Raw genomic sequence first — 26,256 nt, 5'->3', positions numbered from 1 at the left:
GGACTCGCGCCGAAAGGGGGCTGGCGTGACGAGCACCGGACCGGAGACCCCCGACAAGGCAGCTCCCGCGCACGAGACCACCCGCGACCCTGTCGCGCAGCCTCCGCGCACGGAGGAGCAGATCGTCGACACCACGCACGCGCAGGGGTCGGGCGGCGGCGCGGTCGCAGCCCGGCGCGGCACGCCGGGTGAGCCGGTGGAGGTGGCACGCCGCAAGGGGCTGTTCGGCAGCTCGATCGGCAACGACACCTCCGGGTACGGCCACCTCGAGGTGCCGATCCTCTTCCCCGGTGAGGCCGAGCGGCCCTACGGGTCCTACTTCGACGAGGTCGTCGACGCGCTCGAGGCCGCAGCGCCCGAGGCGTTCGCGGCCGGTGTGGAGCAGGTCGTCGTCGACCGCGGCGAGCTGACCCTGCACGTGCGCCGTGAGCACCTGGTCGAGCTGGTCCAGCCCCTGCGGGACGACGCCCGGCTGCGCTTCGAGATGTGCTCGGGCGTCTCCGGGGTGCACTGGCCCGAGCAGACGGGCGCCGAACTGCACGCCGTCTACCACTTCCTGTCCGTCACGCACGGCGGGCGCCGGGTCCGCTTCGAGGTCACCTGTCCCGACGCCGACCCGCGCATCCCGTCGATCGTGCACGTCTACCCGGCCGTCGACTGGCACGAGCGGGAGACCTGGGACATGTTCGGCATCGTCTTCGAGGGCCGCCCCGGCCTGACCCGCATCATGATGCCGGACGACTGGCCGGGCCACCCCCAGCGCAAGGACTACCCGCTCGGCGGCATCCCGGTCGAGTACAAGGGCGCCACCATCCCGGCGCCCGATGGACGGAGGAGCTACTCGTGACCACCACCGACCACAACACCGGCCCCCACACCGGGGCCAACACCGGGGCAACCACCGAGGGTGCCCACATGGTGGACGGCGAGGCCGTCTTCACCGCCGGCGGAGGCGACTGGGACGACATCGCCCGGGAGGCGGCGAACCTCGGTGCCGAGCGCATCGTCGTCAACATGGGTCCGCAGCACCCCTCCACCCACGGCGTGCTGCGCCTGGTGCTGGAGCTGGACGGCGAGACCGTCACGGAGGCCCGAGCCGGCATCGGCTTCCTGCACACCGGCATCGAGAAGAACATGGAGTACCGCACCTGGGTGCAGGGGACCACGTTCTGCACCCGGATGGACTACCTCATGCCGGTCTTCAACGAGACCGCCTACTGCCTGGCGATCGAGAAGCTGCTCGGCATCACCGACCAGATCCCGCAGCGCGCCAGCGACATCCGGGTGCTGGTGATGGAGCTGTACCGCATCGCCTCGCACCTGATCGCCCTGGCGACCGGCGGGATGGAGCTGGGCGCCACGACCATCATGACCATGGGCTTCCGGGAGCGCGAGCGCATCCTGCGGTTCATGGAGGCCGTCACCGGGACGCGGATGAACCACGCCTACGTGCGCCCGGGCGGGGTGGCGCAGGACGTGCTGCCCGAGCACCTGGACGCGCTGGAGGACGAGCTGCCCGACCTGCGCAGGGGTATCCGTGAGCTGGAGCTGATGCTGCTGGAGAACCCCATCTACAAGGGCCGCACCGTCGACGTGGGCTACCTGTCGCTGGCCTCCTGCATGGCGCTGGGCGTCACCGGCCCGATCCTGCGCTCGACCGGCCTGCCGCACGACCTGCGCAAGGTCGACCCCTACTGCGGCTACGAGACCTACGAGTTCGACGTCATCACCCGGCCCGACCACGACGCCTACGGCCGGACCGTGATCCGCCTGGACGAGATCTGGCAGTCGCTGCGGATCGTGGACCAGGCGATCGCGCGGCTGCGGGCCAGCCAGGGCGCGCCGGTGATGGTCGCCGACCGCAAGATCGCCTGGCCGGCGCAGCTCTCGATCGGTGCGGACGGCCAGGGCAACAGCCTGGACCACATCCGGGAGATCATGGGCGAGTCCATGGAGAGCCTGATCCACCACTTCAAGCTGGTCACCGAGGGCTTCCGGGTCCCGCCCGGCCAGGCCTACGCGGCGGTGGAGTCGCCCAAGGGTGAGCTGGGCGTGCATGCCGTGTCCGACGGTGGCACCCGGCCCTACCGTGCCCACTTCCGTGACCCGAGCTTCAACAACCTGCAGGCGGCCTCGGCGCTGTCCGAGGGCGGTCTCGTCGCCGACGTGATCGTCGCCGTCGCCTCGATCGACCCGGTGATGGGAGGGGTGGACCGATGAGTATCTCCCCAGGTGGTGAGCACCAGAACGTGGCCAGGGCCGCGGCGGACACCGGCGAGGGCCGGGGGATGCGGAGCACCCACGAGTCGATGTTCGCCCCGTCACCGCTGCACCCGCAGGCCCCGCTGCGCGCCTCGGACGAGCCGTACGCACCGGAGGTGCTGGCGCGGATGTCGGCCGACGCGGCCGAGATCATCTCCCGCTACCCGCAGGCGCGCTCCGCGCTGCTGCCGCTCCTGCACCTGGTCCAGTCCGTGGACGGGTACATCACCGGCCGAGGGGTGCACTTCTGCGCGGAGCAGCTGGGGCTGACCACCGCCGAGGTCAGCGGGGTCGCGACCTTCTACACCCAGTACAAGCGCCACCCCAACGGCGACTACACCGTCGGTGTCTGCACCAACACCCTGTGCGCGATCATGGGCGGCGACCAGATCTTCGAGGAGCTCAGCGAGTACCTCGGGATCGGTCACGACGAGACCACCGAGGACGGCAGGATCACCCTCGAGCGGGTCGAGTGCAACGCGGCCTGCGACTTCGCGCCCGTGGTGATGGTCAACTGGGAGTTCTTCGACAACCAGACCCCCGAGTCCTCCAAGCAGGTCGTGGACCGGCTGCGCGCCGGTGAGCCGGTCGCGCCGACCAGGGGGCCCTCCCGCGTGGGCACCTTCAAGGAGGTCTCCCGGGTGCTGGCCGGGTTCACCGACGGCCGCGCCGACGAAGGCGTGAGCGCCGGCCCCGCCTCGCTCCAGGGCACCCTCCTGGCCAAGAAGATGGGCTGGAGCGCCCCCGGCGGAGCCGGGGACGACGCGGCGCCCGAGGCGCAGCAGACCAGCGCCACCCCGGCCGGGCAGGAAGGCGGCCTCGACGCCGGCCGTCCGAGCTCGGTCGACACCCCGAGCAACCGGCCCGACGAGCAGCCGGGCGGCGGCCAGGGCGCCGACCGCCGGGCTGGCGACGCCCGACCCGCCGGCGACAACATCGGCGAGAACATCGGCGAGAACACGAAGGAGGAGGAGCGGTGAGCACCCGACTGACGCCGGTCCTGTCCAAGTTCTGGGACGACCCGCAGTCCTGGACGCTGGCCACGTACGAGGCCAACGAGGGGTACCAGGGTCTGCGCACCGCGCTGTCCAAGGATCCCGCCGAGCTGGTGGACCTGGCCAAGGGATCGGGTCTGCGCGGCCGCGGCGGCGCCGGGTTCCCGACCGGGATGAAGTGGGGCTTCCTGCCCCCGCCGGACGGTGGGCCCCGCTACCTGGTGGTCAACGCCGACGAGTCCGAGCCGGGCACGTGCAAGGACATCCCGCTGCTGATGGCGGCCCCCCAGTTCCTCATCGAGGGCATGATCATCACCAGCTTCGCCATCGGCTGCCACCACGCCTTCATCTACCTGCGCGGGGAGACCGTGCACGTCTACCGCCGCCTGCTGCGCGCGGTCGAGGAGGCCAAGGCCGCGGGCTACCTGGGCCAGAACATCCTGGGCTCCGGCTTCGACCTGGAGATCACCGTGCACGCCGGCGCCGGCGCCTACATCTGCGGGGAGGAGACCGCGCTGCTGGACTCCCTGGAGGGGCGCCGCGGCCAGCCACGCCTCAAGCCGCCGTTCCCGGCCGTCGCCGGCCTCTACGCCCGGCCGACCGTCGTCAACAACGTCGAGTCGATCGCCTCGATCCCCTCGATCCTGCTGCACGGCGCCGACTGGTTCGCCGACATGGGCACCGAGAAGTCGACCGGGTTCGGCCTGTTCAGCCTCTCCGGCCACGTCACCCGGCCCGGTCAGTACGAGGCCCCGCTGGGCATCACCCTGCGCGAGCTGCTCGACATGGCCGGCGGGATGCGCGGCGGGCGCAAGCTGAAGTTCTGGACCCCCGGCGGCTCCTCGACGCCGATCTTCACCGACGCCCACCTGGACGTACCGCTCGACTTCGAGTCGGTGGCCGCCGAGGGCTCGATGCTCGGCACCCGGGCGCTGCAGATCTTCGACGAGACCACCTCCGTGGTGCGCGCCGTCTCCCGGTGGACCGACTTCTACGCCCACGAGTCCTGCGGCAAGTGCACCCCCTGCCGTGAGGGCACCTACTGGCTCAAGCAGGTGATGAACCGGCTGGAGCACGGCAAGGGCCAGCCCGGCGACATCGAGAAGCTGGTCGACATCTGCGACAACATCCTCGGCCGCGCGTTCTGCGCGCTCGGTGACGGCGCCACGAGCCCCATCACCTCGGCCATCCAGTACTTCCGCGAGGAGTTCGAGCAGGGGATGCACACCCCCTGGCACGAGCTCTTCCCGCCCGAGCGGAGCACCCTGTTCGCGAAGGAGAGCCAGCCCGCATGACCGTCCACACCTCGCCGGCCGCTGGCGGTAACTCCGTCACCGACGGCGGAGACGCGCGCATCCCGGCCCCCGAGCCCGACGTCAAGATGATCGACCTGACCATCGACGACGTCCCCGTCCGCGTGCCCGAGGGCACCCTGGTGATCCGGGCCGCCGAGCAGGTCGGGATCCACATCCCCCGGTTCTGCGACCACCCGCTGCTGGACCCGGTCGGCGCCTGCCGCCAGTGCCTGGTCGACGTCGCCATGCCCGACCGGGAGGGCAACGTCAAGCCGATGCCCAAGCCGCAGGCCTCCTGCACCATGACGGTCAGCCCCGGCATGGTCGTCAAGACCCAGCACACCTCCCCGGTCGCCGACAAGGCGCAGACCGGGGTGATGGAGCTGCTGCTGATCAACCACCCGCTGGACTGCCCGGTCTGCGACAAGGGCGGGGAGTGCCCGCTGCAGAACCAGGCCATGTCCGACGGCCGGCCCACCTCCCGGTTCACCGACGTCAAGCGCACCTTCCCCAAGCCGGTCAACATCTCCTCCCAGGTGCTGCTGGACCGGGAGCGTTGCGTGCTGTGCGCCCGGTGCACCCGCTTCTCCGACGAGATCGCCGGTGACCCGTTCATCGCGCTCGCCGAGCGGGGTGCGCTGCAGCAGGTGGCCATCTACGAGGAGAAGCCGTTCGAGTCCTACTTCTCCGGCAACACCGTCCAGATCTGCCCCGTCGGGGCGCTCACCGGGGCGGCCTACCGCTTCCGGTCCCGCCCCTTCGACCTGGTCTCCACGCAGAGCGTGTGCGAGCACTGCGCCTCCGGCTGCGCGATCCGCACCGACCACCGTCGTGGCGTCGTGCTGCGGCGGATGGCGCTGGACGACCCCGAGGTCAACGAGGAGTGGAACTGCGACAAGGGTCGCTGGGCGTTCGCCTACGCCGCCCTGCCGGACCGCCTGCGCGACCCGGTCGTGCGCGGGACGGACGGGCAGTATGCCGTCACCTCCTGGGGCGACGCCTACCGCGCCGCCGCGCGCGGCCTGGCCCAGGCCCAGGGCCGGGTGGGTGTGCTGCCCGGTGGCCGCGTCAGCGTCGAGGACGCCTACGCCTACGCCAAGTTCGCCAGGGTCGCCCTGGGCACCAACGACGTCGATGCGCGGGCCCGCCCGCACAGCGCGGAGGAGACCGACTTCCTGGCCGCCCACGTCGCGGGCGTGCACGACGTGACGTACAGCTCCCTGGAGCGGGCCGGCTCGGTCCTCCTCGTCGGCTTCGAGCCCGAGGACGAGAGCCCGATCGTCTTCCTGCGCCTGCGCAAGGCGATGCGCAAGAAGGGTCTGAAGGTCTACGCGGTGGCCCCGTTCGCCACCCAGGGTCTGCGCAAGCTGGGCGGCACGCTGCTCGCCTCCGCGCCGGGCACCGAGGCCGAGGTGCTGCAGGCGTTGGCCGAGCACCGCAGGAGCCGCGCGGCCCGCCCCGTCGACGGCACCACCGAGCCGATGGTCGCCAACGACTACCACGCAGCCTCCGACTCCCTCACCGACGCCTCGGTGATCCTGGTCGGCGAGCGTCTGGCCGGCGTGCCCGGCGCGCTGTCCGCAGCGGCCGCGCTCGCCCAGCAGACCGGTGCCGCCCTGGCCTGGGTGCCCCGGCGTGCCGGCGAGCGTGGCGCGGTCGAGGTGGGCGCCCTGCCGGCGCTGCTGCCCGGGGGCCGCCCGGTGACCGACGACGCCGGCCGGGCCGACGTCGCCGCCCGCTGGGGCCTGGACGCGTCCGCGCTCCCGGTCGGCAGCGGCCGGGACACCACCGCGATCCTGCAGGCGGCCGCGGACGGCGAGCTGGGCGCACTGGTCGTCGGGGGCGTCGAGATCGACGACCTGCCCGACCCCCAGCTGGCCCGCCGGGCCCTGGCCCGCGCCTTCGTGGTCTCCCTGGAGGTCCGCGAGAGCGACGTGCACGAGTTCGCCGACGTCATCCTGCCGGTCGCCCCGCAGCAGGAGAAGGCCGGCTCCTACGCCACCTGGGAGGGCCGCCTGCGGCCCTTCGAGCAGGCCATCGACTCCACGGCGGTCTCCGACCACGTCATCCTGCACCGGCTCGCGGACGCCATGGGCGTCCGGCTCGGCACCGAGGCGCTGGGATCGGTGCAGCGCGAGCTCGCCGGTCTCGACCAGCACAGCGGCACCCGCGCCCCGTCGCCGCAGGTCTCCCCGGCCGGGCCCGCCGCGCCCGGCGTGGGCGAGGCGGTCCTGGCCACCTGGCACCACCTGCTGGACGCCGGCCGGCTGCAGGACGGCGAGCCGTTCCTGGCCGGCACCGCGCCCCGGCCGGTGGCCCGCGTCTCCGCCGGCACCGCCGCCCTGCTGGGCGTGGCGGACGACGCCCCGGTGACCGTCTCCACCGCCCGCGGGGCGATCACCCTGCCGGTGGTCGTCACCGAGATGCACGACGGCGTCGTGTGGGTCCCCACGAACTCGCCCGGCTCGGCCGTCCGCCCGACGCTCGGCGTCGACGCGGGCGCTGTCGTCCGGATCGCCCCGGCGAACGCCAAGGTGACCACACAGGCGAGCACCGACCACTCCGACACCCCGCGAGGTGAGGTATGAGCGCCAGCCTGGCCCTGGCCTACCCCGAGCTCGGCATGCTGGCCAACGGCCTGAGCGTGCACGCCGCGAGCGACCTGCCGGCGGCCGACTTCAGCGACACCCCGATGTGGCTGTCGTTCGTCAAGGCCTTCTTCCTGTTCGTCTACGTGATGATCTCGGTCGTCCTGGTCATCTGGGCCGAGCGGCGGATCATCGGCCGGATGCAGCAGCGCCCCGGTCCCAACCGGCTCGGCCCGCTGGGCATCCTGCAGACCGCCGCCGACGGCATCAAGCTCTTCTTCAAGGAGGACGTCACCCCCAAGGGTGCCGACAAGCTGATGTTCTTCGTGGCGCCGCTGACGGTGGCCACGCTGGCGTTCGTCTCCTTCGCGATCATCCCGCTGGGTGGCGAGGTGCGGATGTTCGGCCACACCACGCCGCTGCAGCTGACCGACACCCCGGTCGCGGTGCTGCTCGTCCTGGCGGTCGCCGGCGTCGGCGCCTACGGGTTCGTGCTCGCCGGCTGGGCCTCGGGCTCGACCTACCCGCTGCTGGGCGGTCTGCGCTCGACCGCCCAGGTGATCTCCTACGAGATCGCGATGGGCCTGTCCCTGGTCGCGGTCTTCCTCTTCTCCGGGTCCATGTCGACCAGCCAGATCGTCGCCGCCCAGCAGCAGACCGGCTGGTTCGGCATACCCCTGTGGTATGTCGTGCCGCTCTTCGTCAGCTTCGTGGTCTACGTCATCACCATGGTGGGGGAGACCAACCGTCTGCCCTTCGACCTGGCCGAGGGCGAGGGCGAGCTCGGTGGCGGGTTCCACACCGAGTACTCCTCGATGAAGTTCGGCATGTTCTTCCTCGGCGAGTACATCAACATGTTCACCGTCTCCGCCCTGGCGACCACCCTGTTCCTGGGTGGCTGGCACGCACCGTGGCCGCTGAACGGCACCTTCCTCGACGAGGGCTGGTGGGGCCTGCTGTGGTTCACGCTGAAGATGTGGATGTTCATCTTCTTCTACGTCTGGCTGCGGGGCTCGCTGCCGCGCGTGCGCTACGACCAGTTCATGGCCCTGGGCTGGAAGGTCCTCATCCCGATCTCGCTGGTCTGGGTGATCGCGGTCATGCTCATCCGCAGCGCCCAGGAGGGCTTCTTCGGTGACGGCCGGTTCGTGCTGGTCTACACCATGGTCGGCATCGGCCTCGTCGTCATCGGCGCCATCTTCTTCTGGGAGGCCGCCTCGCGGCGCAAGGCCGAGGAGCGGGAGGAACGCCTCGCCGTCCCCGAGGAGGTCGACCCCTTCGCCGACGGCTACCCGGTGCCCCCGCTGCCCGGACAGCGACTGGTGGAGCGCCCGACCGCCCTGGACCAGGCGCCCCCGGTGAGCTCTACCCCCAGCACGACCACCACCGACCCTGCGGAGGACAGCCGTGGCTGACCAGAACGACCCGACAGCAGCTGGGCAGCCGAGCCGGCGGGAGCCGGCACCGGCACCGGCGCAGACCCAGGCCGACCCGACCGGCGGCAAGCCGGAGCCGGGCTTCCTGTCCCAGCTCTTCGCCCCGGTCGCCGGGTTCGGCGTGACCTTCGCGACCATGTTCCGCAAGGTGCGCACCCAGGAGTACCCGGAGGTCGTGCGACCCACCCAGAAGCGGTACCACGGGCGGCACCAGCTCAACCGCCACCCCGACGGGCTGGAGAAGTGCGTGGGCTGCGAGCTGTGCGCCTGGGCCTGCCCGGCCGACGCGATCTACGTCGAGGGCGCGGACAACACCGAGGCGGCGCGGTTCAGCCCCGGTGAGCGCTACGGCCGCGTCTACCAGATCAACTACCTGCGCTGCATCTTCTGCGGCCTGTGCATCGAGGCGTGCCCGACGCGTGCGCTGACGATGACCAACGAGTACGAGATGGCCGACGCCGAGCGCGAGCCGCTGATCTACGAGAAGCACCAGCTGCTGGCGCCGCTGGGCCCGGAGATGCTGGCCCCGCCGTTCCCGTACGCCGAGGGCATGACCGAGCGCGACTACTACCGCGGCCAGGTCACCGGCCCGACCCAGCAGCAGAAGGACTACGTCGCCCAGCGCGACGCCGAGGCCACCGCGACCCAGGCCGAGGAGGTCACGCGATGACCCCGGTCGAGGGGACCGAGGCGATCACCGGCATGGAGACGGCCGTCTTCTGGCTGCTGTCCGCCCTCGCGGTCGGCGGCGGCATGGGGCTGCTGTTCGCCCGCAAGGCCGTGCACGCCGCGATGTCCATGGCCGTGGTCATGGTCACGCTCGGCATCATCTACATCGTCCAGAGCGCCGAGTTCGTCGGCATCATCCAGATCTTCGTGTACTCCGGCGCGGTGATGATGCTCTTCCTCTTCGTCGTCATGATGATCGGCGTCGACGCCTCCGACTCCATGGTCGAGACCATCCGCGGCCACCGCGGCTGGGCCTTCGCCGTCGGGCTGGTCTTCCTCGGCTTCGCGGTGTACGGCCTGTCCCGCGTCGCCTGGCCCGCGCCCGCCGGTCTGGAGCAGGCGCAGGCCGAGGGCAGCGTGACCGCGCTCGCCCGGGAGATCTTCGAGCGCCAGGTGCTGCCGTTCGAGGTTCTGGGCACCCTGCTCGTCATCGCGGTGATGGGCGCCATGGTGCTCGCCCACGGCGACCGGCTGCTGCCCAAGACCAACCAGCGCCAGGCCTCGCAGGACAAGCTGCGCTCCGGCCGTTGGCTGTCCGGCAAGCCCGGCCCGGGCGTCTACGCCCGCCACAACGCCGCCGACACCCCGGCCCTGGCTCCGGACGGCACCCCGGTCGAGGAGTCCGTGCCGCGCGCGCTGGTGGCCCGCGGTCAGGTCACCAACCCCAGTGCCTACCGGCTGCCGCCGCAGGCGGGCACCCCGGCGGGCGAGCCCGCCGGCGACCTGGACGCCGACGACATGCCCAGCGGCACCGTGGCGTCCCAGGAGGTCGGGCACGCGCCGGACCAGGCGTCCGGAGAGCCGGTCGACACGCAGGAGGATGAGCGCTGATGGGTCTGGAGGCCTGGGTCTACCTCTCGGTGGTCCTGTTCGCGATCGGTGCCCTCACGGTGCTGACCCGCCGCAACACGATCATCGTCTTCATGGGCATCGAGCTCATGCTCAACGCCTGCAACCTGGCGCTGATCACCTTCGCCCGCATCCACGGCAACCTCGACGCCCAGGTCTACGCCCTGTTCGTCATGGTCGTGGCCGCCGCGGAGGTCGTGATCGGCCTGGGGATCATCATGTCCATCTTCCGTGCGCGTCGCTCGGCCTCGGTCGACGACGCCAACCTGCTGAAGCTCTAAGGGAGGCAGCGAGTGACTCCGTTCACCACGGCCGCGAACCTCGCGGCCAGCCAGCCCATGGCCTACCACGCTGTCTCCGGCGGCGTGGCCCAGTACGGCTGGCTGATGATCGCGCTGCCCCTGCTCGGTGCGGCGGTCCTGCTGCTCGGCGGGCGCGCCACCAACTCGTGGGGCCCGTTGCTGGCCACCGCACTGTCCTGGGCCTCCTTCGTGGTCGGGGTGCTGGTCATCGTCCAGCTCACCGGCCTGGCCCCGGGGGAGCGCGCGCTGCAGCTGCCCCTGTGGGACTGGATCAGCTTCGGCGACTTCACCCTGCACGCCGGCCTGCTGATGGACCCGTTGTCCCTGGCGTTCGTCATGCTCATCACCTTCGTCGGGTCGCTGATCCACGTGTACTCCCTCGGGTACATGGAGGGCGACCCGGACAAGCGCCGCTTCTTCGCCTACCTCAACCTGTTCGTGGCGGCGATGCTGGTGCTGGTGCTGGCCGACTCCTTCGTCCTGCTCTTCGTGGGCTGGGAGGGCGTGGGTCTGGCCTCCTACCTGCTCATCGGTTTCTGGAACCACAACCCGGCCTACGCGGCCGCGGCCAACAAGGCGTTCATCGTCAACCGCGTCGGTGACGTGGGACTCATCACCGCCATGGGTCTGATGCTGGCGACCTTCGGCTCGCTCGACTTCGCGACGGTCTTCGCCAGCGTCGACGGGGCCAGCACGATGATGCTGACCCTGATCGGGCTGGCCCTGCTGCTCGGCGCCTGCGGCAAGTCGGCCCAGTTCCCGCTGCAGAGCTGGCTGGGTGACGCGATGGCCGGCCCGACCCCGGTGTCGGCCCTGATCCACGCCGCGACGATGGTCACCGCCGGTGTCTACCTGGTCGCGCGCAGCCAGGCGATCTACGACCTGACCCCCGACGCGCGCCTCGCGGTCGCGGTGGTCGGCGCCGTCACGCTGCTCTACGGCGCGATCGTGGGGTGTGCCAAGGACGACATCAAGAAGGCGCTGGCCGCCTCCACGATGTCGCAGATCGGCTACATGATGCTGGCCGTCGGCCTGGGGCCGATCGGCTACGTCTACGCGATCTTCCACCTGATCACCCACGGCTTCTTCAAGGCCGGGATGTTCCTGGGCGCCGGCTCGGTCATGCACGCCATGAAGGACCGGGTCGACATGCGCCGCTTCGGGGCCCTGTCCCGCGAGGTGAAGATCACCTGGATCACCTTCGCGGCGGGGTGGCTGGCCATCATCGGCTTCCCGTTCACGGCCGGCTGGTACTCCAAGGACCACATCATCGAGTCCGCCTTCTCCGCGCCGGGCTGGCAGGGCTGGGTCTTCGGCCTGGTCACCCTGCTGGGCGCCGGGATCACCGCCTTCTACATGTCGCGGCTGTTCTTCATGACCTTCCACGGCAAGGCCCGCTGGGAGGACGACCAGCACCCGCACGAGTCGCCGCTGACGATGACCATCCCGATGATGGTCCTCGCGGTCGGCTCGCTGGTCCTCGGCGCCGCGCTCTACCCGACCGGGATCCTCACCGGCTGGCTGGAGCCGGTGTTCGGCACGGCCGACCACGCCGAGCCGCTGATCCCGCTGCTGGCCATCCAGATCTCGGTCTTCGTGCTCATGGCCATCGGTGTCCTCCTGGCCTGGCGGATGTATGCCGCCACGGACGTCCCTGTCGAGGCTCCCGAGGCGAACGCGCTGACCCGCGCTGCCCGTCGCGACCTCTACCAGGACGAGGTCAACGACGCCCTCTTCGTCAGCCCGACCGGGACCCTGGTCAAGGGCCTGACCGAAGCTGACGAGACCCTCGTCGAGGGGACCGTCACCGGCGGCACCACCGCCAGCCTGACCGGCCTGTCGTCGGTCCTGCGGCGCGCCCAGAACGGGTTCGTCCGCTCCTATGCCCTGACGATGCTGTTCGGTGTCGTCGCCATCCTCGGTGCAGTGTGGGTGATGCAGTGATGAACTTCCCCTGGTTGACCACCCTGCTGGTGCTCCCGCTCGTCGGGGCCCTGGTGGTGGCGGTGCTGCCGAAGGCCAGCACGCTGGTGCGCCCCGTGGCGCTCGGCACCTCGCTGCTGACCCTCGGCGTCGGGATCGCCGCCCTGACCCAGTACCAGCTCGGCGGCGGGAGCGGGCAGTTCCAGCTGACCGAGGTCCACGCGTGGATCCCGCAGTTCGGCGTCTCCTACGCCCTCGGCGTCGACGGCATCTCGCTGACGATGATCCTGCTGGCGCTGATCCTGGTCCCGATCTGCCTCATCGCGGCATGGGACGACGTCCCTGCGGTCGGCCGTCGCCAGCACCTGTACTTCGCCCTGATGCTGGCCCTGACCTCGACGATCGTCGGCGTCTTCGCCGCGATCGACGTCTTCCTCTTCTACATCTTCTTCGAGGTCATGCTCATCCCGGTCTACTTCCTGATCGGGATCTTCGGCGGGTCTCGCCGGGCGAGGGCAGCGACCACCTTCCTGCTGTACTCCCTGGCCGGCGGGCTGATCATGCTCGTCGCGGTGATCGGGGTCTACCTGGCCGGTCCGCGCGGCGCCGACGGGTTCCTGCTGACCAACCTGGCCGGGATGGACCTGTCCGTGGAGGCCGGCCGCTGGCTGTTCCTCGGTTTCTTCATCGCCTTCGCGATCAAGGCCCCCATGTGGCCGGTGCACACCTGGCTGCCCCTGGCCGCGGAGCAGTCCCGCCCCGCGACCTCGGTCCTGCTGGTCGGCGTCCTGGACAAGGTCGGCACCTACGGCATGATCCGGTTCTGCCTGAGCCTGTTCCCCGAGGCCAGCCAGTGGGCCACACCGGTGGTGATCACCCTCGCCCTGATCTCGCTGTTCTGGGGCGCGTTCATGGCCATCGGCTCCACCGACATCCTCCGGCTGATCAGCTACACCTCGATCAGCCACTTCGGGTTCATCGTGCTGGGCATCTTCGCCTTCACCACGGTCAGCCACACCGGCGCCACGCTGTACATGGTCAACCACGGCTTCACCACCGCCGGGCTGTTCCTGGTGGCTGGCATGCTCATCGTGCGCCGCGGCAGCCGCGACCTGCGCGACTTCGGCGGCTGGCAGCGGGTCACCCCGCTCATCGCCGGAGCCCTGCTGATCTCCGGTCTCTCCGCCCTGTCGCTCCCGGGCCTGAACTCCTTCGTCAGCGAGTTCCTGGTCATCGTGGGCACCTTCCAGCGCAACGCCTGGCTGGGGCTGATCGCCACCTTGGGCGTGGTCCTGGCTGCGGTCTACGTGCTGGTGATGTACCGCAAGGTCGCCACCGGGCCACGGCCCGAGGGTCTGGACGTCCCCGACATGACAGGCCGGGAGAAGTGGGTCGTGGCGCCGCTCATCGCCGCCTTCCTGATCCTCGGGTTCTACCCCAAGCCGGTCCTCGACGTGCTCGAGCCGGCCGTGCAGCAGACGCTGCAGTCGGTGGGGGTCGCTGACCCCGTGCCGGCCGTCGACACCGCCAACGCCGAGGGGAGGGGCCGCTGATGGGTGGCTCTATGTTCGTCGCGCCCGAGATCAACTACCTGGCGCTGCTGCCGCTGATCATCGTCTTCGTCGGTGGGCTGCTCGGCTGCCTCGTCGAGGGCTTCGTCAAGAAGGAGCTGCGCTACACCGTGCAGCTGCCACTGGCCGTGGCCACGCTGGTCCTGGCCCTGGCCGCCCTGGTCCTGCTGGGTCAGGACAACCAGGGGCTGACCGCCGTGGAGACCGTCGCCCTCGACGGCCCCGCCCTGGTCCTGCAGGGGCTCATCCTCGTGCTGTCCGTCGTCGGTCTGCTCGTCATGGGCGAGCGGCTCGGTGGGGGACAGCCGGACGCCTTCACCCAGTCCGGCGCCTCGGTGCCCGGCTCGGAGGACGAGGCGTTGTCGGTCCGGGTCGGCGCGACCACCACCGAGGTCTTCCCGCTGACGCTGCTCTCGGTCGGCGGCATGATGCTCTTCGTCTCGGCCAACGACCTGCTGCTGCTGTTCATCGCCCTGGAGATCCTCTCCCTGCCGCTGTACGTCCTGGCCGGCCTGGCCCGGCGTCGCCGCCTGCTCTCGCAGGAGGCCTCGCTGAAGTACTTCCTGCTGGGCAGCTTCGCCTCGGCGTTCTTCCTCTTCGGTGCCGTCCTGCTCTACGGCTTCGCCGGCTCGATGCGGTTCGCGGACATCGCCGCCGCCGTCGGCACCAACGTGGGGATGGACGCCCTGCTGGTCCCCGGGGTGCTGCTCGTCGCCGTGGGCCTGCTGTTCAAGGTCGGCGCGGTCCCGTTCCACGCCTGGACCCCGGACGTCTACCAGGGCGCCCCGACCCCGGTCACCGGCTTCATGGCGGCCGTGACCAAGGTGGCCGCCTTCGGCGCCATGCTGCGGGTCCTCTACGTCGCGCTCGAGGGTGCGGCCCTGGACTGGCAGCCGGCCCTGGCCGTGGTGGCGACCCTGTCGATGGTGGTCGGTGCCCTGCTGGCGATCGTGCAGACCGACGTCAAGCGGATCCTGGCCTACTCCTCGATCGCGCACGCCGGGTTCATCCTCACCGGTGTCATCGCGCTCAGCGAGGTCGGGATCTCCAGCACGATCTTCTACCTGGCCACCTACGGCTTCATGACCATCCCGGCCTTCGCCATCGTCTTCCTGGTGCGCTCCGCCGGCACCGAGGCCACCCACGTCGACCAGTGGTCGGGCCTGGCCAAGCGCTCGCCCTGGCTGGCGGCGGCCTTCAGCTTCTTGCTGATGGCGATGGCGGGCATCCCGCTCACCTCCGGCTTCACCGGCAAGTTCGCGGTCTTCTCCGCGGCGGTGAGCCAGGGCTGGGCGTGGCTGGCCGTGGTCGGTGTGCTGGCCAGCGCCGTGACGGCCTACATCTACTTCAAGCTGATCGTGCTGATGTACACCGGTGACCGGGTCAGCAGCACCACGGTGGTGTCCCCGTCGTGGATGACGTCCTTCGCGATCCTGTTCGGGGTCGCAGTCACCCTGGCCCTGGGGGTCATGCCCGCGCCGGTCCTGGAGCTGGCCCAGAGCGCGGCGGCGTTCGTGCGGTGACGGTCGCATCCATTCCCGGGGTCCAGGAGGACCTGCAGGACCGGGTCGAGGCCGGCATGGCCGCGGTCGCGTCCCGCATGGACGAGGTCGTGGACCATCACGACCCGTTCATCGCGGAGGCCTCCGGCCACCTGGTCCGCGCCGGCGGCAAACGGTTCCGGCCGCTGCTCACCCTGCTGGCCAGCGAGGTGGGCTCCGGGTGGGACGAGAAGGTCGTGGACGCCGCGGTCGGCGTGGAGCTGACCCACCTGGCCTCGCTCTACCACGACGACGTCATGGACGAGGCGGACCTGCGCCGGGGCGTGGAGAGTGCCAACTCGCGCTACGGCAACTCGACCGCCATCCTCATCGGCGACCTGCTCTTCGGCACCGCGAGCTCGGTGGTCGCCGGGCTCGGCGCCGAGGCGGTCCGGATCCAGGCCGACACCTTCGTGCGGCTCTGCGCGGGCCAGATCCGCGACGACCGGCAGACCGGGGTGGTCGCCGACCCGCACGAGGCGGTCTCGGCCTACCTGTCCATCCTGGCCGACAAGACCGGCTCGCTGATCGCGACGGCCGCCCGCTACGGCGCGATGTTCGGCGGGTGCGACCCGGAGACGGTGCGCACGCTCACCGACTATGCCGAGCAGCTCGGCGTCGTCTTCCAGCTGGCCGACGACGTCCTCGACGTCGCCTCCGACGCCGACGACTCCGGCAAGACCCCCGGTGCGGACCTGCGGGAGGGCAAGGCCACGCTGCCGGTGCTCTACGCCCGCACCTCCACCGACCCCGCCGACGAGCGCCTGCTCACCCTGACCCGGGGACCCATCGAGGACCCCGACGAGCTCGCCGAGGCGCTGACCCTGCTGCGCGCCCACCCGGCCATGCAGCAGGCCCGTGAGCACACCCTGCGGGTGGCCGCCGAGGCGCGCGCCCTGCTCGACGGGCTCCCGGACGGGCCGGCCGTGGACGCTCTGCGCGCCCTGGTCGACGGTGTCGCCGCGCGGTCCAGCTGAGGCGCCGATGACCCAGCCCGTCCGCGTCTACCTCCTCGACGACCACGAGCTGGTGCGCCGCGGGCTGCGCGACCTGCTCTCGGCGGAGCCGGACCTGCAGATCGTGGGGGAGTCCGGCTCGGCCGTGGAGGCCGTCCCTGACATCCTCGAGCTGGCCCCGGACGTCGCCGTCCTGGACGGCCGGCTGCCGGACGGCTCCGGGATCGAGGTATGCCGTGACGTCCGCGCCCAGAACCCGCACATCCGGGCGCTGATCCTGACCAGCTACGACGACGACCAGGCGCTGTTCTCGGCGATCATGGCCGGCGCCGACGGCTACGTCCTGAAGCAGATCGCCGGGAACGACCTCATCGACGGCATCCGCTCGATCGCGGCGGGCCGGTCGCTCCTGGACCCGAGCCTGGTGGCCCGGGTGATGGACCGACTGCGCCGTGGCGACCGCCAGGCCGACAAGCTGGCCATGCTTACCGACCAGGAGCGGCGGATCCTGGAGCTCATCGCCGACGGCCTGACCAACCGGCAGATCGGGGAGAAGATGTACCTCGCCGAGAAGACGGTGAAGAACTACGTCTCCTCGGTCCTGGCCAAGCTGGGGCTGGAGCGCCGCACCCAGGCAGCGGTGCTGGGCGCCAAGCTCTTCGACAAGTAACCCTTCCCACGGGGGCTTCGCCCCCGTGCACCCCCTCTGCCCGACCGGCGACACGGTTTGCCCGCGACCGGCGACACGGTTTGCCCGCGACCGGCGACAGGCGTTGCCCGCGACCGGCGACAGGCTTTGCCCGCGACCGGGGACAGGCTTTGCTCGCGGCGGTGGGCGAGGGGTCGGGACCTTGGTCCCGTGAAGGTCCGGACTCTCGCCTCTACTACGGCTTGTCGGATGTTGGGATGCTGGAGTCAGCCACCAAGAAACACACCACTCAAGGAGCTGGCTGACATGACCACCACCGCCCCCCGTCCCGACATCGCCCGCAACCCTCGCGAGCACACCGTCGAGCACACCGTCGAGCACACCCTGGGGCACACCGGGGAGCGCAGCACCGGCGAGCACGTCCTGCCGACCGCGGGCGGGTACGCCCTGGGCGCGGTGCGGATCGCGTTCGGGTTCTACTTCCTGTGGGCGTTCCTGGACAAGACCTTCGGCCTGGGCTTCGCCACCCCTGCCGAGCGGGCCTGGCTCAACGGCGGCAGCCCCACCACCGGCTACCTGTCCGGCGTGGAGGGTCCGCTGGCCGGTTTCTACAACGCCCTGGCCGGCAACGTCGTCATCGACGTGCTGTTCATGCTGGGTCTGCTCGGTGTCGGCCTGACGCTGCTGCTGGGCATGGGTGCCCGGGTCGGTGCCCTGGCCGGTGCGCTGATGTACGTCTTCATGTACGGCGCGTCGCTGCCGATGGTGACCAACCCGGTCCTGGACGACCACGTCACCGGCGCGATGGTCCTCATCGCCATCGCCCTCATCCCGGCCTCCTGGGCCTACCTGGGCCTGGGCAGGCTGTGGACCCGCACCGCCCCCAAGTACCTCTGGTGAGGTGAGCCGTGACCGCCACCATGACGGCTCCCGGGCCGGTACTGGTGGGCGTGGACGGCTCGACACAGAACGCCTCCGCGGTCGCCTGGGCGGCCGCGGAGGCTTCCGCGTCCTGCGCCACGGCCCCGCTGGTGCTCGTCCACGACGTGGAGACCGCGGGCCCCTCGGCCGGCCGCGCCATCCTGGAACGGGCCACCACCGAGGCCAGCAGCCGCTACCCGCAGCTCACCCCCTCCAGCGAGCTGGTCGCTGGGGGACCAGCCGCCACCCTCTCGGCCGCCGCTCACACCTGGGAGCGAGCGCTGGAGCGTGCACCCGGCACCGCGCTCGTCGTCGTCGGCCGCCGCGGGCAGGGCGCCAACCGGCGCATCAGCCTCGGCCGGACCGCACGCACCCTCACCCACCAGGACGGTCCTGCGCTCGTCGTCGTCCCCGACGGCTGGACCCAGGAGCTGGTCCTCCCGGACGCCCCGATCGTCGTCGACGTCGGCACCCTCTCGTCGGCGACCGTCGCAGCGCCTGACAGCCAGCGCACGAGCACCGACCGGGTAGAGCAGGCAGGTCAAGCAGGTCAAGCAGGTCAGCCCGATCAGGCAGCGCAGGCAGAGCAGGCCGACCGGGCCCTGGCCTTCGCTGTGGCCCGGGCCCTCCGGAATGGGCACCGGGTGCTGGCCGTGGCCAGCTGGTCGGTGCCCGTCTCGGTCGCCGGCCAGGCGCGGGCCATCCGCGAGGTATGGGCCGAGCACGCGGACCGGGCCAGGCAGGTCCTGGAGGACCTGCTGGCGCCCTGGCGCACGCTCTACCCCGAGGTCCTGCTCACCGGCGTCGCGACCGACCGCAGCCCGGTGCTGGCGCTGCTGGCTCACGCCGAGGGGGTCGAGCTCCTCGTCATGCCGCGCGGTCCCCGCGCCTGCGCGGTGATGGAGTATGCCGACGGTCCGGTCGCCCTCGTCTGACGCAGGCACCCGGGACCGCCGAGAACGCGCTCAGAGCGGCACGGTCCAGCACAGCTGGGTGCCGTGCGGCTCGACGGCGCGCAGCTGCACCCGGCCGCCCCGGTCGGCGGCGCGGGCGCGGACGTTGCCCAGCCCGCTCTCGACCGCGGCCGGCGGGATGCCCACACCGTCGTCGGTGACCGTCAGGGACAGCTCGTCGGCGGTCGCGACGGCGGTGACCTCGACGCTGCTGGCCCGGGCGTGCCGTGCGACGTTGGACAGCGCCTCCCGCACCACCATGAGCACCTGGGAGTGGGTCTCGTCGTCGGCCACCGCGTCCAGCGGGCCGTGCAGGTGCAGCACCGGCGCGAGACCCAGGGTCGGCGCATAGGACTCCACGAGGGCCCGCAGGTCGGCGCGGAAGGAGCCCTCGCCGGGGCGGTGGCGGAGCTGGAAGATGGTGGCCCGGATGTCCCGGATCGTCTGGTCCAGCTCGTTCACCGCACCCTCCAGGCGTTCCACCACCTCCGGCAGCACGGCCCGGCGGGTGGCTCCCTGCAGCGTCAGCCCGACCGCGAACAGTCGCTGGATGACCAGGTCGTGCAGGTCGCGCGCGATCCGGTCCCGGTCCTCCAGCAGCATGAGCAGGTCGTGCTCCCGCTCGCCCAGCTCCCGGTCCAGCACGAGGGAGGCGTGCAGGGCCATCGCGCTGATCACGTCCTGGACCTCCTGCCGCAGCACACCCTGGGGGGAGCGCCAGTGCTGGACCAGCAGCACGGCCGGCTCCGGCCCGCGGTTCTCGAGGGGGACGATGCTCACGTAGACCAGGCCCGCGTCCCGCTGGACCGCCCAGTGCCGCGGCTCACGGTGGTCGAGCACCTCGTGCAGATCGGTCCGCAGGTCGGCCAGGGCGGCCCCCGAACCTTCCCCGGCCGCGGCCAGGACCCGCAGGGTGGTCTCGTCCGGGCGGGCCACCAGCGCGACCGTCCCGGCGTGCAGCACCTCCCGCACCCGCCGCGTCAGCAGCGGGAGCGTGTCCTCCAGGTCCACGCTGCTGGTCAGCGTCCGGTCCAGCTCCCACAGCGCCTGGCTGACCGCCTGGTACAGCCGGGCCGCCTCGCGCTGGCGAAGCGTCTCCAGCCGGGCGCCGGCGGCCGCGGCCAGGGTCAGCGCGGTGGCGCGCTGCGCCCCCGACAGCCCCGCCTGTGCCGCCTGCCCGGTGTGCTGGGAGGGCAGGGCGCCCAGGCGGATCGTCGCGCGGACCCGGCCGTCCGCCACGACGTCCGCGCTCAGCGCCACGGTCTCCGGCCCGCCCCGGATGAGCCCCTGGGCCAGGGTGGGATGGTCGGCGCCGCCGTACCGCAGGACGTCGCCCCGGGACCGGTCGAGGTCCTCGTCCACGACCAGCAGCACCCCCGCGGCGGCGCCGGTGAGCCGGCAGGACAGGGCCAGGGTGCGGTCCAGCAGCTCGTGGGCGTCCTCGATCTGGACCAGGTCCCGGGCGGCGCGCAGGACGGCCTGCACATCGTGGCCAGCGTCGACGTCGGGCACACCGCGCCGGTCGGGCGCGGCAGGCAGGTCGCGGGCGGGGGAGGGGGCATCGGGTGCGGTCATGGTGGACGACCACGCTACCGCCGCAACGAAAGGCCTCGTCAGGTGCCAGGCGGCGGCGCCCCACCGCATACCCTGGTCCGAACCGAACCGGAAGGACCGTGATGCGTCACCGCCGTGCGCTGGCCGGGCTTTGGGCGATCCTGCCCCTGCCCGCGCTGCTGGCCGCCCTCACCCTGCTCCCCGTGCCGGCCGTCGTGCCGCGTCACTGGTCGGGGCCCACGGCGGACGGCTACGCGACCGGGCCGGGCTTCGCCTCCGCGCTGCTGTCCACGGTGGTGCTCGTCGCGCTCCTCGCGGCGGGCACCGCGCTGCTGCAGCGGGTCGTGCCGCCGGCCTGGTCCCGGTGGGCGCTGGCGTTCCTCGGCGCGCTGGGCTGGGGCGCCGTCTTCCTCTACCTGTTCACCGTCTGGCGGGTCGGGGCCGACGGGGTGGGGCAGGTGCGTGAGTGGTGGACGCTGCTGGCGGTCCTGCTCGGGCTGGGTGCAGGCTGGGTGGGGTATGCCGTGCACGGTCGCCGCTGGCCCGCTCGCGCCGAGGTGCTGGCCCGGGTGCCTGAGCGGGCCCGCGTCCAGGCGCAGCGGGGCCGGGCGGTGCGCCCGGTGCAGCCGTGGAGCACCGAGCTGGACTCGCGGACGCTGCGGGTGATCGGCGTGGGCGTGCTGGTGGTGCTCGGCGCCGCGGCGGCGTGGCAGCTGGTGGCGGGGAGCCTGGTGCTGACGGTGCTGCTGGTCCTGGTCGGCCTGGGGACAGGTCTGCTCGCGCTGGCGTGGTCCTCGGTGGTCCTCACCGTCGACGTGGACGGGCTGCGGATCCGCTCACGGGTGCTGCCGGTGCAGGTCTCCCACGTCGCGGCCGAGCGCGTGGTCGGGGTGGAGGTGCAGGAGCTCGACCCGATGCGCTGGGGCGGGGTCGGGCTGCGCCCGCTGCCGGACCGCACCTCCTACATCGTCGACCAGGCCGGGGGGCCGGGCATCGTGGTCCACCAGGACGACGGGCGCCGGCTCGCGCTGCAGGTCACCGAGGGTGACACCGCGGCACGGGCCGGCGCCCGCACGCTGCTCCAGGTCGCCGGGCAGCGGCTGGGGCAGGAGCCTCAGGCCCGTCCGGCGGGCTCGGGCTCCTGAGCGGCTGAGCCGCCGCCGGACCCGGCCTGCGCCAGGGACTGCTCCAGGCCCACGCCCTCGACGTCCACGTTGGGCAGCAGCCGGTCCAGCCAGCGCGGCAGCCACCACGCCTTTTCGCCCAGCAGGCTGAGCACGGCCGGGGTCAGGGTCATCCGGACCAGGAAGGCGTCGACGAGCACGCCGACCGCCAGGCCCAGACCGATCGGGCGGACCATGGTCAGGTGCGCGCCGATGAAGCCGGCGAAGACGGAGATCATGATGATCGCGGCGGCCGTCACCACGCGCGCGGACAGGTTGAAGCCGCTGACCACGGCCTCCTTCGCGCTCTTGCCGTGCACGAACATCTCCCGCATCGAGGAGACCAGGAACAGCTGGTAGTCCATGGCCAGCCCGAAGAGGATGCCGATGAGCAGGATCGGCAGGAACGACAGCACCGGCCCCGGCTCGTGGACCCCGAAGAGGAACGACAGGTGGCCCAGCTGGTAGATGGCCACGACCGCGCCGAAAGCGGCGACGATCGAGAGCAGGAAGCCTGCCGTGGCCAGCAGCGGCACCCAGATCGAGCGGAACACCAGCAGCAGCAGGATGAGCGAGAGCCCCACCACCACCGCCAGGTAGACCGGCAACGCGTCGGCCAGCTGCTCGGAGATGTCGATGTTGGCGACCGTCTGACCGGTGATGTCGATGCTCGCGCCGTGCTCCGACCCGAGCGTGGGCAGGGTCGCGTCCAGCTCGTCCACCAGCTGGACCGTCGACTCCTCGGTGGGGCCGCCCTCGGGCTGGATCTGGAAGGCCAGCACGTCCCGGCCCTCGTTCACCCCGGCCGGCAGCACCCGGAGCACGCCGTCGATCTCGGCGAGGTCCTCGGCGATGTCTGCCTGGGCCTCGATCATCTCGACGTCGCCGTCGGCGACCGGCTGGTCCAGCTCGGCCACGGCCAGGATGGGGCCGGTGGCGCCGGCGCCGAACTCGCTGCGGATCGTGTCATAGGTCTGGTATGCCGTGGAGTCCGCCGGCTCCGAGCTGCTGTCCGGCAGACCCAGCCGCAGCTGGCCGGTGGGGTAGCCCAAGGCGGCGACGATCGCGACGACGCCCAGGATCGCCAGCCAGGGGTGGCGCTGGACCTTGGCGGCCCAGCCACGCCCGGTGTCCGACTGCAGCGCGTCCTGGGCGCTGGTCTCCGAGACATCCCCTGCGGCCAGCGCCGCCCGTGCCTTGCGGGGGAGCACCCGCGGGCCCATGAGGGAGAGCATCGCCGGGGTCAGGGTGATCGCGACCAGGACGGCCAGACCGACCGTGGCCGCGGCGACCAGTCCCATGGTGCCCAGGAACGGCATACCGGTGAGGGTGAGCGCGGACAGGGCGATGATCACGGTCAGCCCGGCGAAGGTGACGGCGTTGCCGGAGGTGCCCACAGCGAGCGCGAGCGAGTCTTGCAGCGGCATACCGTGCCGCAGTTGCTCACGGTGGCGGTTGATGAGGAAGAGCGAGTAGTCGATGCCCACGGCCAGGCCCAGCATGAGGGCCAGCACCGGGGTGATCGACTGCATCTCGAAGAACGGGGAGAGCGCCAGGGAGCCGGCGACGCCGACCCCGACGCCGACCAGCGCCATGAGGAGCGGCAGCCCCGCGGCCAGCAGGGTCCCGAGCATGACGAGCAGGACCACGGCGGCCACCGCCAGGCCGACCGCCTCGGAGGGGCCGAAGATGGAGTTGAGGTCCATCGAGAACTCCCCGGAGAAGTCGACCTGCACGCCGCTGCCGTCCTCGATGGAGTCGCCGATCGTCTGGATCTCCTCGGCGACGTCCGGGTCGATGGAGGCGACCTCGCCACCGGTGACGGACACCTGCGTCATGGCGACGGTGCCCTCCTCGTTGACCACGCGCATGCCGTCGGTGAGGTCGGCCATGCGCTGCCCGGCCGTGAGCTCGCGCTCACCCTCCTCGAGCGCCTCGCGCCCTTCGGCGATCTCGGCCTCGCCGTCGGTGATCTGCTGCTCGGCCGCCTCGAGCTCCTCGCGGCTCTCGGCCAGCTGCGCCTCTCCGGCCTCGAGCTGCTGGCGTCCGGCGTCGAGCTGGGCCTGCGCGGCGGCGATCTCGGCCCGGGCCGCGTCGGCCTGCGCCGGCGGGATCAGCCCCGCGGCGACCGCACCCTCGAGCTGCTCGGACTGTGCGTCGAGCTCGGCCTGCCCCTGGTCGAGCACCTGCGCCTGGCTGGCGATCTCGGCCTCCCCGGCCTCCAGCTGCTCCCGCCCGGCCTCGAGCTGCTCGCGTGCCTCGGCCAGCTCCGCCTCGCCCGCGTCCAGCTCCTCGGCACCGGACTCGAGCTCGGCCCGGCCGTTGACGATCTGCTGCTGGGTGTCGTCCAGCTGCTGCTGGCTCTCGAAGGGGTCGACGGCCTCGACGTTGCCCATGGCGTTCCACTGCTCGACGACGTCGGTGATGGAGTCCTGCTGGTCGTCGGTGAACGGTGCGTCGCTGGTGAAGACCACCGTGCCGGTCGTGCCGGAGGTCTCGGGGATCTCCTCGCGCAGGGTGTCCAGCACCGCCTCGAAGCGGCTGTCCGGGATCGAGATGTCGTTGGTCAGCGGCCGCATGAAGGTCACGGCGCTGGCCGAGACGAGCACGAGCACGGCGGCCCAGATGCCGATGACGGTCCACCGGTGCTGGGCGCACCAGCGCCCGAGCTTGTGCAGAAGGATGGCCACGAGAGGTGGTCCTTTCCGAAAGGGTCAGCAGGGAAGTGAGACGGTGAGGGTTCAGAAGGAGGTTCAGAGGGACGTGCAGGACGAGCTCGGGGTGAGGGTCAACCTGCGGTCACGGGGCGGGGGTGCTGCCAGCCGACCTCGAGGTAGGCCAGGGCCCGGTCCAGGTGCTCGCAGAAGGTGACGATGTCGGAGTCGGCGACCGAGCCCGGCCTGGTCAGGCCGTGGACCCACTCCTGCTCCGCCGCGGCGAAGGAGTGCATCACGCTGGGGGCCAGGGTGGCGATGTAGAGCGGGTCGGTGCCCGCGGGCATGAGGTCGCGCAGGACCTCCTGCAGCCAGCTGCCCATCTCGGCCCACACGGCCCGCTCGACCAGCGCGAAGCCCTCGGTGTCGTGGACGTCGTGGCAGTTCAGGACCGCCAGCCAGCCGAGGAACTCCCGGGGCAGGACGGAGGGCTGCACGACGGCCCGCATCGCCTGCACCGGCCCGTGCGCCAGCCGGTCCCGGTCGAGGTGGGTGAGGAGGTCGGCGGCATACTCGGCGAACACCTCGATGAGGACGGCCGGGATGCCGGCGTAGTAGTTGAAGAAGGTCCGGCGGGAGATCCCGGCGGCCTCGGACAGCTGGTCCACGGTGATCTCGTGGACCGGACGCTGCTCCAGCAGCCTGCGCAGGGCCCCCGTGACGGCCTCCCGGGTGCGAGCCTTGTTGGCCTCGCGGCGGGTGAGGATCTCGGTCACCGAGTCAGCGTAGAAAAACGGTGCACGGAGTGCAAATCTGCACCTCGTGCAGGGTTCGCGTTGCGCTGTTGTCCTTCAGGGTGTAGCGAGCGCGGTCGTCACGGGTGGGCGGTCACGGGTGGGCCGGCTGCTCGCCGGGGGCGGCGGTCAACGCCTGGCCGGCGCGGGCCCGTCGAGAGCGGTGCACCTGCCGCACCATGTCGATGCTCAGCAGCACCAGCGCCACCCAGACCATGGCGAAGCCGAGCCACCGCGAGGCCGGGACGGTCTCGCCCATGACGATCCCGGAGAGCAGCTGGAGCACCGGGGTGAGGAACTGCAGCAGGCCGATCGTGGAGAGCGGGACCCGGCTGGCGGCGGCGGCGAAGAGCAGCAGCGGGATCGCGGTGGCGATGCCGGTCGACATCAGCAGCACGGTGTGCCCGGCGCCGTGCCCGCCCCAGGTGGTCCCGCCGCTCAGGGAGAGCCAGACCAGGATGCCGACCGCGATCGGGGCCACGGTCAGGCTCTCGGCGAAGAGGGAGCGGAAGGGGGACAGCGAGACGCCCAGCCGGTTCTTCAGCAGCGAGTAGGAGGCGAAGCTGGCGGCCAGCGCGAACGAGATCCACGGCGGCTCGCCGTAGTCGATGGTGAGGTAGATCGCGGCCACCACGCCCACGCCCACCGCCACCCACTGCAGGCGGCGCAACCGCTCCCGCAGGATGACGACCCCCAGGGCGACGGTGACCAGCGGGTTGAGGAAGTAGCCGAGCGCGGCCTCGGTGATGTGGCCGGAGAGCACCGCGTAGGTGTAGATGCCCCAGTTCGCCGCGATGAGCAGGCCGGCGAGCATGAGGCCCCCGAGCCGGCGCGGCGTCTTCGCCAGGGCCAGCAGCCAGCGCAGGTCGCGGGTGACCAGCAGGACCAGCGCGCAGACGGCCAGCGTCCACACGATCCGGTGGGCGAGGATCTCCCACGGCCCGGCCGGGCGCAGGGTGGCGAAGTAGAGGGGGAAAGCGCCCCAGATCAGATAGGCGAGGAAGCCGTATGCCGTGCCTTCCCGGCTCCGTCTCGCGTCCTCGCTCACTCCTCGGTGCTCACTGGACGCTCATGTCGACGCTGGCTGGACGCCACTGGACGCTCACCCGACGCCCCGTGGA

At 71.6% G+C, this 26,256-nt stretch carries 21 protein-coding genes; 17 read left to right on the top strand and 4 right to left on the bottom strand.

Going from position 1 to position 26,256, the window contains the following annotated elements; all coding sequences use genetic code 11:
* Positions 1–25 precede the first annotated feature (25 nt).
* From ESZ52_RS15035 to ESZ52_RS14960, 16 genes are all read left to right on the top strand, one after another.
* Positions 26–847 carry an NADH-quinone oxidoreductase subunit C gene (locus ESZ52_RS15035; protein WP_425600021.1) on the top strand — a complete coding sequence of 274 codons (822 nt, stop codon included), beginning with the start codon at positions 26–28 and terminating at the stop codon, positions 845–847.
* A gap of 68 nt (positions 848–915) precedes the next feature.
* Positions 916–2,220 (top strand): NADH-quinone oxidoreductase subunit D, encoded by a 1,305-nt coding sequence (locus ESZ52_RS15030; RefSeq protein WP_131106671.1) that lies wholly within the window; start codon positions 916–918, stop codon positions 2,218–2,220.
* Positions 2,221–2,309: 89 nt separating this feature from the next.
* Entirely contained in the window at positions 2,310–3,242 is a 933-nt protein-coding gene (nuoE, locus tag ESZ52_RS15025; RefSeq protein WP_131106670.1) for an NADH-quinone oxidoreductase subunit NuoE, read from the top strand.
* Positions 3,239–4,552: an NADH-quinone oxidoreductase subunit NuoF gene (nuoF, locus tag ESZ52_RS15020; protein ID WP_131105642.1), complete on the top strand. Its 1,314-nt coding sequence runs from the start codon at positions 3,239–3,241 to the stop codon at positions 4,550–4,552. The genes nuoE and nuoF overlap by 4 nt, the downstream gene beginning before the upstream one ends.
* The gene (locus ESZ52_RS15015; RefSeq protein ID WP_131105641.1) at positions 4,549–7,140 is read left to right on the top strand and encodes an NADH-quinone oxidoreductase subunit G; all 2,592 of its coding nucleotides are present in this window, start codon (positions 4,549–4,551) and stop codon (positions 7,138–7,140) included. The genes nuoF and ESZ52_RS15015 overlap by 4 nt, the downstream gene beginning before the upstream one ends.
* Entirely contained in the window at positions 7,137–8,555 is a 1,419-nt protein-coding gene (gene nuoH, locus ESZ52_RS15010; RefSeq protein ID WP_131105640.1) for an NADH-quinone oxidoreductase subunit NuoH, read from the top strand. The genes ESZ52_RS15015 and nuoH overlap by 4 nt, the downstream gene beginning before the upstream one ends.
* Positions 8,548–9,246, top strand: coding sequence for an NADH-quinone oxidoreductase subunit NuoI (nuoI, locus tag ESZ52_RS15005; RefSeq protein ID WP_131105639.1), 699 nt, complete (start codon positions 8,548–8,550; stop codon positions 9,244–9,246). Before nuoH ends, nuoI begins: the two co-directional genes overlap by 8 nt.
* On the top strand, positions 9,243–10,136 hold the full coding sequence (locus ESZ52_RS15000; RefSeq protein ID WP_131105638.1) for an NADH-quinone oxidoreductase subunit J: 894 nt from the start codon (positions 9,243–9,245) through the stop codon (positions 10,134–10,136). Before nuoI ends, ESZ52_RS15000 begins: the two co-directional genes overlap by 4 nt.
* Positions 10,136–10,435: an NADH-quinone oxidoreductase subunit NuoK gene (gene nuoK, locus ESZ52_RS14995; RefSeq protein WP_131105637.1), complete on the top strand. Its 300-nt coding sequence runs from the start codon at positions 10,136–10,138 to the stop codon at positions 10,433–10,435. Before ESZ52_RS15000 ends, nuoK begins: the two co-directional genes overlap by 1 nt.
* A 57-nt stretch (positions 10,436–10,492) precedes the next feature.
* On the top strand, positions 10,493–12,400 hold the full coding sequence (gene nuoL / locus ESZ52_RS14990; RefSeq protein WP_131106668.1) for an NADH-quinone oxidoreductase subunit L: 1,908 nt from the start codon (positions 10,493–10,495) through the stop codon (positions 12,398–12,400).
* A complete protein-coding gene (locus ESZ52_RS14985) occupies positions 12,400–13,932 on the top strand; it encodes an NADH-quinone oxidoreductase subunit M (protein ID WP_131106669.1) in 1,533 nt (510 codons plus the stop codon). Before nuoL ends, ESZ52_RS14985 begins: the two co-directional genes overlap by 1 nt.
* A complete protein-coding gene (nuoN, locus tag ESZ52_RS14980; protein WP_131105636.1) occupies positions 13,932–15,473 on the top strand; it encodes an NADH-quinone oxidoreductase subunit NuoN in 1,542 nt (513 codons plus the stop codon). The genes ESZ52_RS14985 and nuoN overlap by 1 nt, the downstream gene beginning before the upstream one ends.
* On the top strand, positions 15,470–16,468 hold the full coding sequence (locus ESZ52_RS14975) for a polyprenyl synthetase family protein (protein WP_238154622.1): 999 nt from the start codon (positions 15,470–15,472) through the stop codon (positions 16,466–16,468). The genes nuoN and ESZ52_RS14975 overlap by 4 nt, the downstream gene beginning before the upstream one ends.
* Positions 16,469–16,475: 7 nt before the next feature.
* Positions 16,476–17,117, top strand: coding sequence for a response regulator (locus ESZ52_RS14970; RefSeq protein ID WP_131105635.1), 642 nt, complete (start codon positions 16,476–16,478; stop codon positions 17,115–17,117).
* A 285-nt stretch (positions 17,118–17,402) separates the two neighbouring features.
* On the top strand, positions 17,403–17,996 hold the full coding sequence (locus ESZ52_RS19350) for a hypothetical protein (protein WP_181010033.1): 594 nt from the start codon (positions 17,403–17,405) through the stop codon (positions 17,994–17,996).
* Positions 17,997–18,004: 8 nt separating this feature from the next.
* Positions 18,005–18,952 (top strand): universal stress protein, encoded by a 948-nt coding sequence (locus ESZ52_RS14960; RefSeq protein ID WP_131105634.1) that lies wholly within the window; start codon positions 18,005–18,007, stop codon positions 18,950–18,952.
* Between the two features lie 30 nt (positions 18,953–18,982).
* On the opposite strand, the gene ESZ52_RS14955 is transcribed toward ESZ52_RS14960, so the two are convergent.
* The gene (locus ESZ52_RS14955) at positions 18,983–20,545 is read right to left on the bottom strand and encodes a sensor histidine kinase (RefSeq protein WP_131105633.1); all 1,563 of its coding nucleotides are present in this window, start codon (positions 20,543–20,545) and stop codon (positions 18,983–18,985) included.
* A gap of 101 nt (positions 20,546–20,646) precedes the next feature.
* On the opposite strand from ESZ52_RS14955, the gene ESZ52_RS14950 reads away from it, so the two are divergent.
* Positions 20,647–21,669: a hypothetical protein gene (locus ESZ52_RS14950; RefSeq protein WP_131105632.1), complete on the top strand. Its 1,023-nt coding sequence runs from the start codon at positions 20,647–20,649 to the stop codon at positions 21,667–21,669.
* Here the strand turns inward: ESZ52_RS14950 and ESZ52_RS14945 are convergent.
* From ESZ52_RS14945 to rarD, 3 genes are all read right to left on the bottom strand, one after another.
* Complete coding sequence (locus ESZ52_RS14945; RefSeq protein WP_131105631.1) at positions 21,639–24,377, bottom strand: MMPL family transporter; 2,739 nt, start codon at positions 24,375–24,377, stop codon at positions 21,639–21,641. The two genes, ESZ52_RS14950 and ESZ52_RS14945, sit on opposite strands and share 31 nt — an antisense overlap.
* A 98-nt stretch (positions 24,378–24,475) precedes the next feature.
* A complete protein-coding gene (locus ESZ52_RS14940; RefSeq protein WP_131105630.1) occupies positions 24,476–25,117 on the bottom strand; it encodes a TetR/AcrR family transcriptional regulator in 642 nt (213 codons plus the stop codon).
* 112 nt (positions 25,118–25,229) lie between these two features.
* A complete protein-coding gene (gene rarD, locus ESZ52_RS14935; RefSeq protein ID WP_131105629.1) occupies positions 25,230–26,183 on the bottom strand; it encodes an EamA family transporter RarD in 954 nt (317 codons plus the stop codon).
* Positions 26,184–26,256 lie beyond the last annotated feature (73 nt).

Source organism: Ornithinimicrobium sufpigmenti (genome assembly GCF_004322775.1).
Lineage (GTDB): Bacteria > Actinomycetota > Actinomycetes > Actinomycetales > Dermatophilaceae > Ornithinicoccus > Ornithinicoccus sufpigmenti.
The sequence above is the reverse complement of the archived record's forward strand: the minus strand, read 5'-3'. Positions and strand labels throughout refer to the sequence as shown.